The organism is Proteiniphilum propionicum, from assembly GCF_022267555.1.
Classification (GTDB): Bacteria; Bacteroidota; Bacteroidia; order Bacteroidales; family Dysgonomonadaceae; genus Proteiniphilum; species Proteiniphilum propionicum.
In genome coordinates, this window is sequence record NZ_CP073586.1 from 3011654 (window position 1) to 3028073 (window position 16420).

Sequence of the window (16420 nt, forward strand, 5' to 3'; positions counted from 1 at the left end):
TCTAAACAATTATTTATTATGTCTAAAAAAACAGTTTTAAGCAGTATTTTCGCAATTGCATTGGTAACAGTTGCAGGAATGGGAATTAACAAGAGTGTGAATAAAGATACAGCTCTTTCAAATTTGGCTTTGAGTAATGTTGAAGCATTGGCAACACCTGAACAACCCCTTCAAATTCCGTGCGAAATGGAAGATAAATCTAAGTGTAAGGTTCTTTGTCAAGATGCTAGTGGAACTTTAATGCATATCGAATTTCATGATATACGACCCAGTTAAGTCAATCAAACTTAAAAGTACATAATGTTTTTTGTAAGTACTCTAAAAACTTTATGCACTTTTACATATTAACGAATGATATAATCTATTAAAGATGAAAAAATTAACAAATATAATTATTTTATTTCTCTTGATATTTATTTTGGCATCTTGCTCAGAAAAAGAGAAGAAAGAAAAATACAAGAAAAATGTAACGGAACAACTATATGGTCATATTTTAAAAGTTAATAGTTTAGAGGGAAAATCTTTTATTACGATTAAAGATAGTATGATGATTATGAATTCATTTTCAAGAGACTCATTAGTTGTTGCTTATAAATTAATAAATGGTAGTGATTTAGTTAAGATAGGGAATGCAATTCCAAGAGGTAATGGTCCAAATGAATTCAATAATACGTCATATTATGCAGATAAAGAGATTTTTGACATTATAAACTCAGATGGGATGATGACAAAACTATCAACAATAAATATAGACTCTCTATTTAGAAAAAAGACAACAAATTGTCTCCTTGATAAAGATATGAAATGGATAAACCCATTTAACTACGGAGGATGTTTTGTGAGGTTTGATAATAATAAAATTTTACTTTTAGGGGGCGACTACAATTCTCGGAACTTACTAACATTGATTAATTTAAAAACCAATTCCAAAACAAGTTTAGAATATTGGATTAATGATTCTTATAAAGGTCCTAATATCCCAAAACAAATGCTTTATTGCAGTAACTCGCGTATTTTTAAAAATAATGACAAAATATTGTTTGCTTGTGGAGTTGGTAGATATTTAGAAATTATTGATTTATTAAATACTGATATAACCAACAGAAAATTAATCTATGGATTCTATCCGATTTTTGAAAAAAGAGACGATAACTTAAATTTTAAAATAAAATTTAATAGCTTTAGGGGGATGAATGTATTTACAACTTCTACATATATTTTTGTACATTTAAAAACATATCAAGATGAAGAAGGAGTTCAAAAAAGCATATCTGATTTTAAGGGTTATCCATATTATTATAATGATGAACTAGAAGTTTATGACTGGGATGGCAATTTTTTAAAAAACTATCAAACGAATATTCCTTTTTACGATTTTTTTGTAACAGAAGATAATAAAACTCTTTTTACTATATCTCAAGACTTAAATACATATGAGCCAATAATGGTCAAATATGAATTACAATTCAGCCAATGATAAAGTTCCTCCTCCGCCGCCCCATCGCCGTCCTCATGGTATTTCTTGCCTGTGTGATTATCGGCATCATCACCTACAACACGCTGCCCGTGTCGTTGTTGCCCGATATTGCCATTCCCGAAATTACCGTGCAGGTAACGGGCGACAATATGTCCGCGCGTGAACTGGAAAATACCGTAGTAAAACCGATACGACGACAATTGATGCAGACTGGCAAGCTGCGCGACATCCGCAGCGAAGCCCGCGATGGCTCCGCTATTGTGCGGCTGAAATTCGACTATGGCACCAACACGGACCTGGCGTTTATCGAGGTTAACGAGAAAATCGATGCCGCGATGAACAGCCTGCCGCGCGATTTGCGCCGCCCTCGCGTGATCAAGGCCAGCGCCACGGATATTCCCGTGTTCTACCTGAACCTCACGCTGAAGGAGGACAAACCCTATACGCCAACCGACGAACAGAAATTCCTCGACCTGTCCGACTTTGCCGACAACGTGGTGAAACGCCGCATAGAGCAGCTGCCCCAAGTGGCAATGGCCGATATGACCGGACTGATGTACCGGCATCTTCAAATCGTGCCCGACCTGAATAGGCTGGAATCTGCCTCAATAAGTTTAAATGATATAGAAAATACCCTGGCAGCCAACAATATTGAACCCGGAAGCATGACCGTGCGCGACGGATACTACGAGTACAACATCAAGTTCTCGTCGCTGTTGCGTACGCCTGAAGATGTGCGTAATATCTACCTGCGAAAAGATGGCCGCATTTTTCAACTCAAAGACCTGACGAAAATAGATGTGGTGCGCCAACCGGAAGCCGGTATGTCTCTCATCGACGGGAAGCGCGCTGTCACGCTGGGCGTCATCAAGCAGGCGGACGAAACGATGAAGAGCCTCAAGAAATCGCTCAACGCCACGCTCGCCGACCTTGAACGCACCTACCCCGACGTGCAATTCACCGTAAACCGCAACCAGACCGAACTGCTTGACTACACTATCGCCAACCTTCGGGAAAACCTCACGCTGGGTTTACTGCTCGTTTTTATCGTGGCTCTGCTTTTCCTGGGCGATGCCAAATCACCGGTAATTATAGGGATAAGCATGATAACTGCACTGCTCACCACCTTTATATTTTTTTACCTCTTCAGGCAGTCGCTTAACATCATTACCCTTTCGGGACTGATCCTTGCCGTGGGAATGATGATCGACAGCGCCATCATCGTAACAGACATAATAAACCAGTACCGGATGCAGGGCTGTTCGCTGGAAGAATCGTGTGTGAAAGGAACAAACGAGGTCATCACGCCGGTGCTCAGCTCCACACTCACCACCATTGCCGTTTTCGTTCCGCTGGTGTTCATGAGCGGTATTGCCGGAGCTATTTTCTTTGCCCAGGCATTTGCCGTAAGCGTGGGGCTGCTCATTTCATACTTTACTGGAATTATTATGCTACCCGTGCTGTACAAACTGGTGTACGGCATGAAAACAGGCCCGGACAAGGTGGGCGATCTATTTGCCCGCACCCAGCGGCAGGCCGATAAATGGGCTTTCGGATGGTACGACCGCGGAATAGAGTTTATTTTCCGCCACAAAACTGCCACGTTTCTGTTCATTATTCTTTCCGTTCCGTTATGTGTGCTGATGTTCCGCATTATGCCACGATCATCCATGCCGCATATCGACCATACCGAAACAGTAGCGATGGTGGAATGGAACGAAAACATCCACGTGGACGAGAACAAGGAGCGCGTTTTTAACCTTATGGAATCGACGGACGAAATGACCACCGAACACGCCGGGTACGTTGGACACCGGCAGTACCTGCTCGACAAGGAGAATGACCTGTCGCCCTCCGAAGCACAACTCTATTTCCGTACTGCTAAAGCATCGTACGTGGAGAAACTGAAATTGCACATTTCCGATTGGATCAGAATGAACTATCCGCAAGCTGTGGTAACGTTCTCACCACCCGAAAACGTTTTTGAGAAGATTTTCGATACGTCGGAAGCCGATGTGGTGGCACAACTCTACCCCGCCAACCGCGAAGAAATACCCGATGCCGGAACCATCCGCGCCATTGAACGGCAGTTACAGGCGGCAACCGGCCTGGAAGCCGAGGGTATACCGCTTGAACAGCAACTAACGATCACCATCGACAAGGAAAAGCTGCTGCTCTACGGCGTGGATTACGGCGAGGTTTACCGCACGCTGCGCACCGCTTTCCGTGAAAACCAAATTGCCTTGTTGCGTTCCTACCAGCAGTACCTGCCCATATCGCTGGCCGGAAAACAACAAACCGCGGAACAGGTGCTGCGCGAAACACTGGTACAGGCAAACGCATCGCGAAACAATTCGGAAACGATGATTCCCTTGCAGTCGCTCGTGAGCGTACACCGGGGCGAAGACATCAAAACCATTGTGGCAGGCAAAAACGGAGAGTACATTCCGATGAATTATTACGATATTGACCGTCCTGAAACGCTTATTAAAAATGCCGAAAAGGCTATCAGGAAAGACAACACGTGGGAAGCCCAGTTCTCGGGCAGTTTCTTTTCCAACCAAAAAATGCTGGGCGAGCTGGTGGTAATCCTGTTGGTGTCCATCCTGCTGATGTACTTTATCCTCTCGTCGCAGTTCGAAAACTTTCTTCAGCCGCTGATCGTGTTGATCGAAATCCCAATAGATATTGCTTTCGCACTTATATTGCTCTGGGCAACGGGACACACGCTCAACCTGATGAGTGCCATCGGGCTGATTGTATCAAGCGGGATTATAATCAATGATAGCATCCTCAAACTCGACATGATTAACGAGTTGCGTAAACAGGGCATTCCCCTGATGGAAGCCATCCACACGGCTGGTGTGAAGCGTTTGCGTGCCATCATTATGACCTCGCTCACAACCATTCTGGCAATGGTGCCGCTACTTTTTTCGTTCGATTTGGGTTCAGAATTGCAGAAACCACTAGCCATCGGTATGATTGGTACAATGGTTATAGGAATGTTGGTGAGCTTATTTGTGGTACCGTTGGTGTATTGGGCGATATATAGAAAATTATGAATTACGAATTACGAGGGTAGAATTAAGAAAGGAAAACAGGAGTGAAGGAGGATTCCGCCTTAGGAAGATTAATGTGATAATTAAATAAAGTGTAAAGTTCATGTCCTGATTCTCGGCTCTCGGCTCTGACTAAAATGACATAAAATATGAAACGAGCATCCAAATCATTACACCCACAGAACATGATTATCGCGAGTTCCATACACCTTGATAAAAAAAAAATAAAATAATCGTATGAAATATACCCGTTTATTATTCCTTTTCGCGGTTATGGGCTGGTTGAGCCTATCAACTGTTTTCGCCCAACAAACCGAAATTACCCTCGATTTGAGGCGGACCGTGGCGTTGGCAAACGACAGTTCGCTCTCGGCATTCCGGGCCAGGAACATGTACATGGCAAGCCGGTGGGAATACCGTACATTCAAGGCGGCACGGCTACCGTCGCTCACGCTTTATGCCACGCCGTTACGCTACAACCGCGATTTCACCCGCCGCTACGACTCGGAGCAGAACATCGATGTGTACCGCCGCCAGCAATCGCTCTATTCCTACGGAAACTTGGCCGCTCAGCAGAACTTCGACTTCACGGGTGGAACGTTTTTTGTGGATACCGAACTGGGCTACATCCGCAACTTCGGTGACCTGGCACGAAGCCAGTTTAACAGCGTGCCCGTCCGTATCGGCTACCGGCAGGAGCTGCTGGGCTACAACCGCTTCAAATGGGAAAAGAAAATAGAGCCGCTCAAATTCGAAAGAGCGCAAAAGGAATTGATTTCCAACCTGGAAGCAACGGCTGAAACCGCATCGGGTTACTTTTTCGATTTGGCGATGGCACAGGCCGAACACCAACTGGCTCAGGAAAATCGACGGAACTCCGAACGGCTGTATCAAATTGGTGAGGAAAAGCACAAAATCGCCTCCATAGGACAATCGGAATTGCTCACGTTAAAGCTAGACCGGGTAAACGCCCAAAACTCGCTACAAAATGCCGAACTGCGCTTGAAACGGGCGATGTTTGCGTTGGCGGCTTACCTCAATCTGGATAAGGACACGAAAATCACGCTGCAACTGCCCGATTATCCCAAGAATGTCATCGTAAACGTGAACGATGCGCTGATGTTCGCCAAGGAGAACAATCCACAGTATATGGAACACAAGCAACGCATATTGGAATCCGAGCAGACTCTCGACCGCACCCGCCGCGAATCGCTCTTCAGCGCGGGGTTCTCAGCAAGCGTGGGGTTCAACCAGATTGCACCCACGTTTCGCGACGTGTATCGCAATCCGTTGCAACAAGATATCCTGGCGCTTACGCTAACCATTCCCATTGTAGACTGGGGCGTTCGCAAAGGACGGTACAACATGGCGAAGAACAACCTGAACATCACGCAGCTTTCGGCACAGGAAAGCGAAATCCGCCTGGAAGAAGACGTGATCATGACCGTGGGCGACTTCTCGGTACAGCAACAGATGATCCGCAGCGCCGAAGAGGCGATGGAACTCGCCAAGGTAGCGTACGAGCAAACACAGGAACGCTTTATCATCGGCAAGGCGGATATCAACAGCCTGACGCTCTCCACCAACCGCCGTCAGGAGGCACAACGCAATTACATTTCCGCCCTGCGTAACTATTGGCAGAGCTATTTCAAGCTGCGGAAACTGACATTGTATGATTTTGAAAAAAACAGACCTATTGAGGTAAGTTTTTAGTAAAAAGTTGAAAGTTCGTAAATTACAAATTGATTAATGTCTAAAAAATCTTCCATATCCTCATTCACCGTCATCGTTGCTTTCTTAAGCATAGCCCTCACAGGACTTGCCCTTATTCCGCTGTTGCCGGTCAAGATGGCTCCCTCGCGGACATTGCCCAGTTTGACGGTCTATTTCTCGATGCCCGGCAATTCCGCCCGCATTGTGGAAATGGAAGCCACTTCGAAGTTGGAATCGATGCTGGCGCGCATCGGCGGCGTGAAAAACATCCATTCCACATCGGGAAACGGCTGGGGCAACATCACGCTCGAACTGGACAAGCACACGCCAATTGATGCCGCCCGGTTCGAGGCTTCCACCATAGTTCGTCAGACGTGGCACGACCTGCCGCGCGACGTGTCGTACCCCTATATTTCGGTGCGCCGCCCCGACGAGAACGCCTCGCGCCCCTTTATGACCTTCACCGTCAATTCCGCCGCCACGCCCATCGTTATTCAAAAATATACCGAAAACACCATAAAGCAGCGTTTGAGCGATATTGGCGGATTATACAAAATTGATGTGCGGGGAGCTACACCGATGGAATGGCAATTGACCTACGACAGCGACCAACTACAAGCCTTGGGCATAACGGTAAACGACATCCGCGAAGCTGTTTCGATGTATTATTCCACCGACTTTCTGGGAATGGCGGAAACGCAAAACGAAAACGACACGCCTTCGTGGATGCGCATCATGCTGGTATCGGGGGGTAATAACGACCCCTTTGACGCTTCCGCCATTACCGTGAAAAACCGCAGAGGCACACTTATCCGCCTGGATCAACTGGTAAAAGTGGTGCACACCGAACAAGCGCCCAACAGCCATTACCGCATCAACGGTTTGAATTCCATTTACCTGTCGCTCACGGCGGAAGAAACTGCCAATCAGTTACGGTTAAGCAAACAGGTTCACGAAGCCATTGACGAAATCCGCCTTGCCTTACCTCCGGGTTACGAAATCCACTACAGTTACGACGCCACGGAATACATCCGTGCCGAACTGGGAAAAATTTACCTGCGCAGCGGGCTTACGGTACTTATACTGCTGCTTTTCGTGCTGCTCATAACCCGAAACGTGCGCTACCTGTTTCTTATTGCCGTTACGCTGGCAATCAACCTCGCCGTTGCCGTTATTTTTTATTACTTCTTCGGGTTGGAGATTCAGCTCTACTCGCTGGTGGGAATTACTATTTCACTCAGCCTGATTATCGACAATACCATTATTATGACCGACCACCTGATGCACCGAGGTAACCGGAACGCCTTTATGCCCATACTGGCGGCAACGATGACCACGGTGGGTGCGTTGGGCATCATCTTTTTCCTGGACGAGAAGATACGTCTCAACTTGCAGGATTTTGCCGCAGTGGTGATGATCAACCTCTGCGTATCACTTTTGGTAGCGCTCTTTTTTGTGCCGGCAATGGTGGAAAAGATCAATCTGAAAAAACGCGAACCGATGAAAAGACGGGGGCTTCTCCGCCGCCTGCCCATCCGTCCGCGCTGTCTGACGGTACACTTCAACCGTTTTTACAGCTGGATGATCCGCATCCTTTCAAAATACAAATGGATTCCGTTCACGGCGATTGTGTTGATTTTTGGATTACCGGTATTTCTGCTTCCCGACAAAATCGAAAAGAAAACCAGATTCGCGGAACGGTACAACAGGATTTTCGACAATTCCACCTACAAGGAGAAAGTAAAACCGGTTGTAAACAAAGCCCTGGGTGGTACGTTGCGCCTGTTTTCGGAAAAAGTGTATCAAGGAAGTTACTTCACACGAAGCGAAGAGGTGGTGCTTACCATCACCGCTTCGATGCCCAACGGAACCACATTGCCGCAGATGAACGCCCTTATCGAAAAGATGGAACGATACCTGAGCGGGTTCCCCGAAATACGTCAGTTTCAGACCGATATACCCAACGCACGCAGGGCATCCATCCGGGTATTTTTCAACAGGGAATCGGAACGGAGCGGTTTTCCGTACCAACTTAAAAGCAGTGTCATTACCAAAGCCTTGGAATTGGGTGGCGGAAGTTGGGGCGTTTACGGTTTGCAAGATCAAGGTTTCAGCAACGATGTTACCGAATTTGCCGGAAGTTACCGCGTGAAACTATACGGCTACAACTACGACGAATTAACGTCATGGGCGGATACACTCAAGAACCGTCTGTTGAACTATCGTCGTATCAAGGAGGTGCTGATTAATTCCAATTTCTCGTGGTACAAGGATGACTACCGCGAGTTCTCTTTCGATTTGAACAAGCAGCGGCTGGCTTCCGAAGGCTTTATGCCGGGTGAACTGTTTGCCTCGCTGCAACCCGTTTTTGCCAAAGACGTGTGGGCAGGCTCCTTGGTCATAGACGGCGAAAGGGAGGATATCAAACTGGCAAGCCGCCAGAGCAGGGATTACGATATCTGGGCGCTGCAATACATCGCCCATAACCTGGGCAACCGGATGTATCGGTTGGACGAACTGGCGGATATTTCCAAAGGACAGGCTCCGCAGGAAGTGGGCAAGGAAAACCAGCAGTATCGTTTGGCGGTGCAGTTCGATTACATCGGCGCCAACACGCAGGCCGGGCGCGTGCTCGACCGCGAAGTGGAAGCGCTCAACAAAATCCTGCCGATGGGATATACCGCAGAGAAAGAAGAGAGCGGATGGGGTTGGGGTAAGAAAGACAACAGGCAGTATTGGCTGATTGGCTTGCTGATCGTGATCATCTTCTTCACCACATCGGTATTGTTCAACAGCATCAAGCAGCCACTGGCGGTTATTTTTGTGATTCCTGTTTCCTTTATCGGGGTGTTTCTTACGTTTTACTGGTTCAAACTGAACTTTGACCAGGGCGGCTTCGCGTCGTTTATCCTGCTCTCGGGCATTACCGTGAATGCGAGTATTTACATTCTGAATGACTTTAACCGGATTCGTCGCGAACGTCCGGGACTTTCATCGCTGAAAGCCTACATCAAGGCGTGGAACTCCAAAATTATTCCGATTTTCCTTACGGTGGTTTCCACGATGCTGGGGTTTATTCCGTTTATGGTGGGCACAACCAGGGAAGCGTTCTGGTTTCCGCTGGCCGCTGGCACAATCGGCGGGCTGGCCATGTCGATCATCGGGATATTTTTGTTTTTGCCGTTGATGGTGGTGGGGAGGAAGAAATGATTTGGGATTTGGAATTTACGATTTTAAGTCGCTGAAAGAGATAAACATAATTCAAAATAACACAAATATGAAAAACTTTACAACTGATGTTCAACGGTTTTGCTTGATGTGTCTTTTATTGACATCGCAAACCGGTTGTTCCAATAAACAATACAACCCAACTGATAAAAATAGATGTAACGAAAAATTACCCTGAAAAAAACTGTACATTCAGAACATAGCGGATGTTGAATATGTATCGCTTGAAACCGATGATAACTTGTTGTTTTCCTATCTTTTGGGCATAAGCGATCATTTTATTGTTTGTGGAAACCACGTTGACAACAGCTTTGTCTTTTTCGACCGGAAAACAGGAAAGCCCGCAAGTAAAATAAGAAAGATGTGTCTTTACCTCAACTAAAACCTTCTGTGGGCAAATTGTGGGCAAATAAAAAATCAGGAACTTTAGATTTTATCTTAAGTTCCTGATTATCAAGTGGGCGTTGACGGATTCGAACCGCCGACCCTCTGCTTGTAAGGCAGATGCTCTGAACCAGCTGAGCTAAACGCCCGATTACTTTTTTGCTTTTGTCCGCGCCCGGAGGTTGCTTTCTGAAAAAGTGATGCAAAGATAGGCTGTTTTTATTTTGCAACAAAATTTTTTGCAAATATTTTTATCAAAATTTTTAAGACTCTATAATTATCCGTATTTTTGTACCGTAAATGTAAAGGGCTATCTTTTTTAGAAGAAGCACAAAATCAATGAAGCAATGGTGAATGAGCAGAAAAGTGATTTCCCGCCATTCGTAAAACCGATAATAATCCGCATCACGCACAAAAAATGAACTTAAACCAACTGACAGCCATTTCGCCAATAGACGGCAGATACTGGGATAAAACCAAAGAGCTTGGAGCTTTTTTCTCTGAATATTCACTTATAAGATATCGTGTGAAGGTAGAAGTGGAGTATTTTATTGCACTTTGTGAATTGGGGATCTCTCCACTTGACAAGGTGGATAGCTGTGTGTTTGCTGATTTAAGAGATTTGTATGAAAATTTCAGCGAAGAGGATGCATCAAAGATCAAGGATATTGAAAAGATTACCAACCACGATGTAAAAGCAGTTGAATATTTCCTGAAGGAAAAGTTTAATGTGTTGGGTTTGTCGGAACACAAAGAGTTTATCCATTTCGGATTAACATCGCAGGATATTAATAATACTGCAACACCAATGATGTGGCAGGATGCATTGCAAACGACTACCATCCCCGCCATGGAGTCGCTTATATCGCAGATGAATGCTCTTGCTGATGAGTGGAAGGAGATACCGATGCTGGCACGCACACACGGGCAGCCGGCATCGCCTACACGCTTGGGAAAAGAGATAAAGGTATTCTCTTATCGTCTGTCTAACCAGCTGGAGGCTCTGAAAAAGATTCCTGCAAAAGCAAAATTCGGAGGGGCCACAGGTAATTTTAATGCCCACAAAGTGGCATATCCGGAAATAGACTGGAAGAGATTTGCGGAAAAATTCCTTCAGCAGAAGCTGAGCCTGCATAGAGAAGAATATACCACCCAGATATCTAATTACGATGCTTTCGCGGCATCTTTCGATGCATTGAAAAGGATCCACACAATCCTTATCGATTTTAACCGTGATATGTGGCAATATATCTCAATGGAATATTTTAAACAGAAAATAAAGGAGGGTGAGGTGGGATCATCAGCCATGCCACACAAGGTAAATCCAATAGATTTTGAAAACGCCGAAGGGAACCTGGGTATTGCCAATGCTCTACTTGAACATCTGGCAGCCAAACTCCCAGTTTCACGATTACAGAGGGATCTTACCGATTCTACTGTTATCCGTAATACAGGTGTACCTCTTGCGCATGGGTTAATTGCCATTAAAAGTACAACAAAAGGGCTGAATAAATTGTTATTAAACAGAGAGGCAATCGACAGAGACCTTGATAATAACTGGGCAGTGGTTGCCGAAGGAATTCAAACAATATTACGACGTGAAGGATACCCGAAACCCTATGAGGCATTGAAGGCCCTTACCAGAACCAATGTGCATATTACGCGCGAAAGCATCGCGCAGTTTATTGAATCACTTAATGTTAGTAGCCGGATAAAGGAAGAACTAATGGAAATAACGCCACAAAATTATACGGGAATTTAAAATTTGAAAAGTAAATAATTATTGTATGAAAGTCCAATTCCGGTAGTTTTTATATGAAGGCCGGCAGTGTTTTAGGAAAATTAAAAAAACCGTGAGGTTTCATCAGTAAAACAAAAAAGTAATAAGAGTAACATGACAACAAACAACGAAGAATCGCGTCCGAAACGAAGTTATCACAGCGCGAGCAATGAGAGACACGCTTCTCCAAACAGAAATTACAACAATGAGCGAAGAACACAGGAGGGTTATACCACCTCAGAGAGGCCCTACAATCAGAATTATGGAAATCCCCAACAGGGAAATACTGATGGAGGAGTGAGAAAACGCCGCCCGAGAGTAGGTGAACGCATACAGTCGCAGCAGAGAGGAGCAGGGGGAAACTACCCCAATCGCAACAGGGGAAATCAAGGCCAGGGTGCATATCAGCAACAACCGGTGAGACCGGGAGCAAAAAAGCTCAAAAAGAAAAAACCGTTCAAACAGATTAAATATAAAGAGAATGCCGACCCCAACGCACCTATCCGTTTGAACAAGTATTTAGCCAATGCCGGAGTTTGCTCACGAAGAGAGGCAGATGAGTTTATTCAGGCCGGAGTAGTGAAAGTGAACGGTCAGGTGGTTACGGAACTGGGTACCAAGATTACACGTGCCGATGAGGTGGTGTTCCACAATCAGCCGGTACAACTTGAAAGCAAGGTATACGTGCTTTTGAATAAACCGAAAGGGTTTGTAACTACAACCGATGATCCTGAAAACCGTAAGACGGTTATGGAGCTTGTGAAAAGCGCCTGCTCAGAACGTATTTATCCGGTGGGCCGGCTAGACAGGGCTACAACAGGTGTGTTACTGCTGACCAACGATGGAGACCTTGCATCTAAATTAACACATCCTAAATATGAAAAACGGAAGATCTATCAGGTATGGCTCGATAAGCCCGTAGCTATGGAGCATATGCAGATGATAGCGGATGGCATTGAGCTGGAAGACGGAGAGATCCATGCCGATGCAATCAGTTACGTGACAGAAGAGGATTTATCACAGGTGGGAATTGAAATACACTCTGGGAAAAACCGTGTCGTGCGACGCATTTTCGAAAAATTAGGTTATAGGGTGATGAAACTCGATAGGGTATATTTTGCCGGACTGACCAAGAAAAAATTGTCGCGCGGTAAATGGCGTTACCTGACAGAACAAGAGGTTAACATGCTTCGTATGGGGGCATTTGATTAACAAAACAGTTTCTTTGCACCTTCCCGGGAATGCAGTGGGTAAAAATAGTTGCCTTTGAATGCGCCTGGAAAGAATGATTTGCAAAAACAAAAACGGAATCAGAAAAATCTGATCACCGAAAGAATGATAATAATCCTGCATCCGCATAAAAATGTGGATAAATTATAAATATGCAAACAGAACAGTCTCTTGGATAGAGATATTGTGTTGATTATGAAACAACTAAAGCGAACAAAGATTTCGGAAGCCTTACGGCTTAAAAACTTCGGTGAAGAAGTAAACGTAAAAGGGTGGGTGCGTACCCGCAGAGGAAACAAAAACGTTGGATTTATTGCTCTTAACGACGGCTCGACAATTAATAACATACAGTTAGTCATTAATATAGCCGATTTTGGTGAAGAGTTTCTTAAGCCTATAACTACCGGTGCATGCCTCAATATAAACGGAAAGTTAGTGGAGTCGCGGGGACAGGGGCAGTCGGTGGAAATTCAGGTTGAGGAAATTGAAATTTATGGTTCTGCAGATCCTGTAGCCTATCCACTGCAGAAAAAAGGGCACACCTTGGAATTCCTGCGTGAAATAGCTCATCTGCGCCCTCGTACGAATACTTTCGGTGCCATTTTCAGGATGCGTCACCATATGTCGTACGCCATACATAAATATTTCAACGACAACGGTTTCTATTATTTCCACACACCCATCATTACCGCATCAGATGCTGAAGGTGCAGGTTCAATGTTCGAGGTTTCTACACTGGATATAAATAATCCGCCACGCGATGAAGAGGGGAAAGTGGACTTCACTCAGGATTTTTTTGGCCGTCAGACCAACCTTACCGTTTCCGGACAATTAGAGGGTGAGCTGGGTGCTATGGCATTGGGTGCAATATACACCTTTGGCCCCACCTTTCGTGCCGAAAACTCAAATACACCGCGTCACCTGGCTGAGTTCTGGATGATTGAGCCGGAAGTAGCCTTTTACAATATCGATGATAATATGGATCTGGCAGAAGATTTTCTGAAATACCTTATCCGGTATGCTCTGGATAACTGTATGGAGGATATAGAGTTTCTGACAAAGATGTATGACAAAGAATTGACAAGCCGGCTGAAATTTGTTCTGGAAAATGATTTTGTAAGGCTCAAATATACTGAGGGAGTAAAGATACTGGAAGAGTCAGGACAAAAATTCCAATATCCGGTTTTTTGGGGGGCTGATCTTCAGTCCGAGCATGAGCGTTATCTGGTAGAGAAGCATTTCAAACGGCCGGTTATCCTGACCGACTACCCGAGGGAGATAAAATCGTTCTACATGAAACAGAACGATGATGGAAAAACAGTTCGCGCCATGGATGTGCTCTTCCCGAAAATTGGAGAGATTATAGGAGGATCGGAACGCGAGACCGATTACGATAAGCTTATGAGCCGTGTGAATGAGACCGGTATGAATACTGAACCAATCTGGTGGTATCTGGAAACCCGCAAGTTTGGTACAGCCCCGCATTCCGGCTTCGGCCTTGGTTTTGAACGGTTGATGCTATTCGTAACCGGAATGACCAATATTCGCGATGTGATCCCGTTCCCGCGTACACCGAAAAACGCGGAATTTTAAGATTGATTAATAAATAAAATATCCATCGTGGCACCTTTCATTATCTGACATGAAAATCAGAATAAGGAGGGTGCCTGTTGGTGATGGATCTAAAAAAAATAGATGAAGAATATACGTAATTTTTGCATTATTGCACACATCGACCACGGCAAAAGCACGTTGGCAGACCGTTTGCTTGAGTATACCAAAACTGTTGAAGGAAAAGACCTGCAGGCGCAGGTATTAGACAGCATGGACCTCGAGCGCGAACGGGGTATTACCATTAAAAGCCACGCCATACAGATGGATTACGTACACGAAGGGGAATCCTATTCGCTCAACCTGATTGATACTCCGGGACATGTGGATTTCTCGTACGAGGTGTCGCGTTCCATTGCTGCCTGTGAAGGGGCTTTGCTGGTGGTTGACGCTGCACAGGGAATACAGGCACAGACCATCTCGAATGTATATATGGCCATAGAACACGATCTGGAGATTATTCCTGTTTTAAATAAAATTGATCTGGAGAGCGCCATGCCTGAAGAGGTGGAAGATCAGATAATTCAACTTCTTGGTATTCCACGTGAAGATATAATTCGCGCAAGCGGTAAAACCGGCGTTGGCATTGATAATATCCTTAAAGCTATTATTGAGCGCGTTCCGGCACCACAGGGAGATCCTGAGGCACCGCTACAGGCATTGATCTTCGACTCGGTATTTAATTCGTTCCGAGGAATTATTGCCTATTACAAGGTTGTAAATGGAAGTATCAAGAAGGGCGATTCGGTGAAATTTATTAATACTGGAAAAGAGTATGATGCCGACGAGGTGGGAATACTAAGGCTCAGCATGGTCCCTAAAGAAGAGGTGCGCTGTGGCAATGTAGGTTATATCATTTCAGGCATAAAAACATCGAAAGAGGTAAAGGTGGGTGATACCATCACTCACGTAAAACGACCTGCGGCAAAAGCTATAGAAGGGTTTGAAGAGGTGAAGCCGATGGTTTTTGCGGGAGTCTATCCTATTGATACCGAAGATTTTGAGAACCTGCGCTCTTCACTCGAAAAGCTGCAGCTGAACGATGCTTCGCTCACTTTCCAGCCAGAGTCGTCGGTCGCCCTGGGATTCGGTTTCAGATGTGGTTTCCTGGGATTGCTACATATGGAAATTATACAGGAACGACTCGACCGGGAATTTAACATGGATGTGATTACAACGGTACCGAACGTTTCATACCGTGTCTATGACAAGAAAGGGGTGATGAAGGAAGTACACAATCCAAGCGGCTTGCCTGACCCCACACTTATCGATCATATCGAGGAGCCTTTTATTCGTGCCTCGGTGATAACCAATACTACTTATATTGGCCCTATTATGACGCTCTGTCTGGGGAAAAGAGGTATTCTGGTAAAACAGGACTATATTTCAGGCGACCGGGTGGAGATAATTTACGATTTGCCATTGGGTGAGATTGTAATCGACTTTTATGATAAACTGAAGAGTATTTCTAAAGGATATGCATCTTTTGATTACCATATGCATGACTATCGCCCATCGAAACTGGTTAAGCTTGACATACTTCTCAATGGTGAACCGGTGGATGCGCTCTCAACGCTTACACACTCCGACAATGCTCAGTCCTTTGGACGGCGTATGTGTGAGAAACTGAAGGAGCTGATTCCACGGCAGCAGTTTGATATTGCCATTCAGGCAGCTATCGGGGCAAAGATTATTGCCCGTGAGACAGTGAAAGCCGTACGTAAAGATGTGACAGCCAAATGTTATGGTGGTGATATCTCGAGGAAGCGAAAATTGCTGGAAAAGCAGAAAGAAGGGAAAAAGCGCATGAAGCAAGTAGGGAACGTGGAGGTGCCGCAGAAAGCGTTTCTTGCAGTGCTTAAACTGGATTAAAAAATATAGTATCTGGTTTAAGCCTGGTTTTCGAAGCGTTAATCAACAAAAGCACGGGTATTAATA

General features: G+C 45.2%; 9 protein-coding genes and 1 tRNA gene. 9 read left to right on the plus strand and 1 reads right to left on the minus strand.

From position 1 onward, the window contains the following. Positions 1-18 precede the first annotated feature (18 nt). The 5 genes from KDN43_RS12550 (at position 19) to KDN43_RS12570 (ending at position 9459) form a co-directional block, all read left to right on the plus strand. Complete coding sequence (locus KDN43_RS12550) at positions 19-276, plus strand: NVEALA domain-containing protein (protein ID WP_238866602.1); 258 nt, start codon at positions 19-21, stop codon at positions 274-276. A 94-nt stretch (positions 277-370) separates the two neighbouring features. After that, positions 371-1477: a BF3164 family lipoprotein gene (locus KDN43_RS12555; RefSeq protein WP_238866603.1), complete on the plus strand. Its 1107-nt coding sequence runs from the start codon at positions 371-373 to the stop codon at positions 1475-1477. Beyond that, complete coding sequence (locus KDN43_RS12560; RefSeq protein ID WP_238866604.1) at positions 1474-4539, plus strand: efflux RND transporter permease subunit; 3066 nt, start codon at positions 1474-1476, stop codon at positions 4537-4539. Before KDN43_RS12555 ends, KDN43_RS12560 begins: the two co-directional genes overlap by 4 nt. 234 nt (positions 4540-4773) lie before the next feature. Beyond that, the gene (locus tag KDN43_RS12565; RefSeq protein ID WP_407681769.1) at positions 4774-6249 is read left to right on the plus strand and encodes a TolC family protein; all 1476 of its coding nucleotides are present in this window, start codon (positions 4774-4776) and stop codon (positions 6247-6249) included. Positions 6250-6285: 36 nt separating this feature from the next. Next, positions 6286-9459 carry an efflux RND transporter permease subunit gene (locus KDN43_RS12570; protein ID WP_238866605.1) on the plus strand — a complete coding sequence of 1058 codons (3174 nt, stop codon included), beginning with the start codon at positions 6286-6288 and terminating at the stop codon, positions 9457-9459. Positions 9460-9935: 476 nt separating this feature from the next. On the opposite strand, the gene KDN43_RS12575 is transcribed toward KDN43_RS12570, so the two are convergent. Further along, positions 9936-10010: transfer RNA gene (locus tag KDN43_RS12575), tRNA-Val, on the minus strand. Between the two features lie 269 nt (positions 10011-10279). On the opposite strand from KDN43_RS12575, the gene purB reads away from it, so the two are divergent. The 4 genes from purB to lepA all read left to right on the plus strand — a co-directional run bounded on the left by purB (position 10280) and on the right by lepA (position 16354). Continuing rightward, positions 10280-11623, plus strand: a complete 1344-nt coding sequence (gene purB, locus KDN43_RS12580) for an adenylosuccinate lyase (protein ID WP_238866607.1) — start codon at positions 10280-10282, stop codon at positions 11621-11623. Positions 11624-11755: 132 nt separating this feature from the next. After that, positions 11756-12853 (plus strand): pseudouridine synthase, encoded by a 1098-nt coding sequence (locus KDN43_RS12585; RefSeq protein WP_238866609.1) that lies wholly within the window; start codon positions 11756-11758, stop codon positions 12851-12853. Positions 12854-13066: 213 nt separating this feature from the next. Further along, positions 13067-14464, plus strand: a complete 1398-nt coding sequence (gene asnS, locus KDN43_RS12590) for an asparagine--tRNA ligase (RefSeq protein WP_238869473.1) — start codon at positions 13067-13069, stop codon at positions 14462-14464. A 102-nt stretch (positions 14465-14566) separates the two neighbouring features. Then, positions 14567-16354, plus strand: a complete 1788-nt coding sequence (gene lepA / locus KDN43_RS12595; RefSeq protein ID WP_238866612.1) for a translation elongation factor 4 — start codon at positions 14567-14569, stop codon at positions 16352-16354. Positions 16355-16420: the final 66 nt, after the last annotated feature.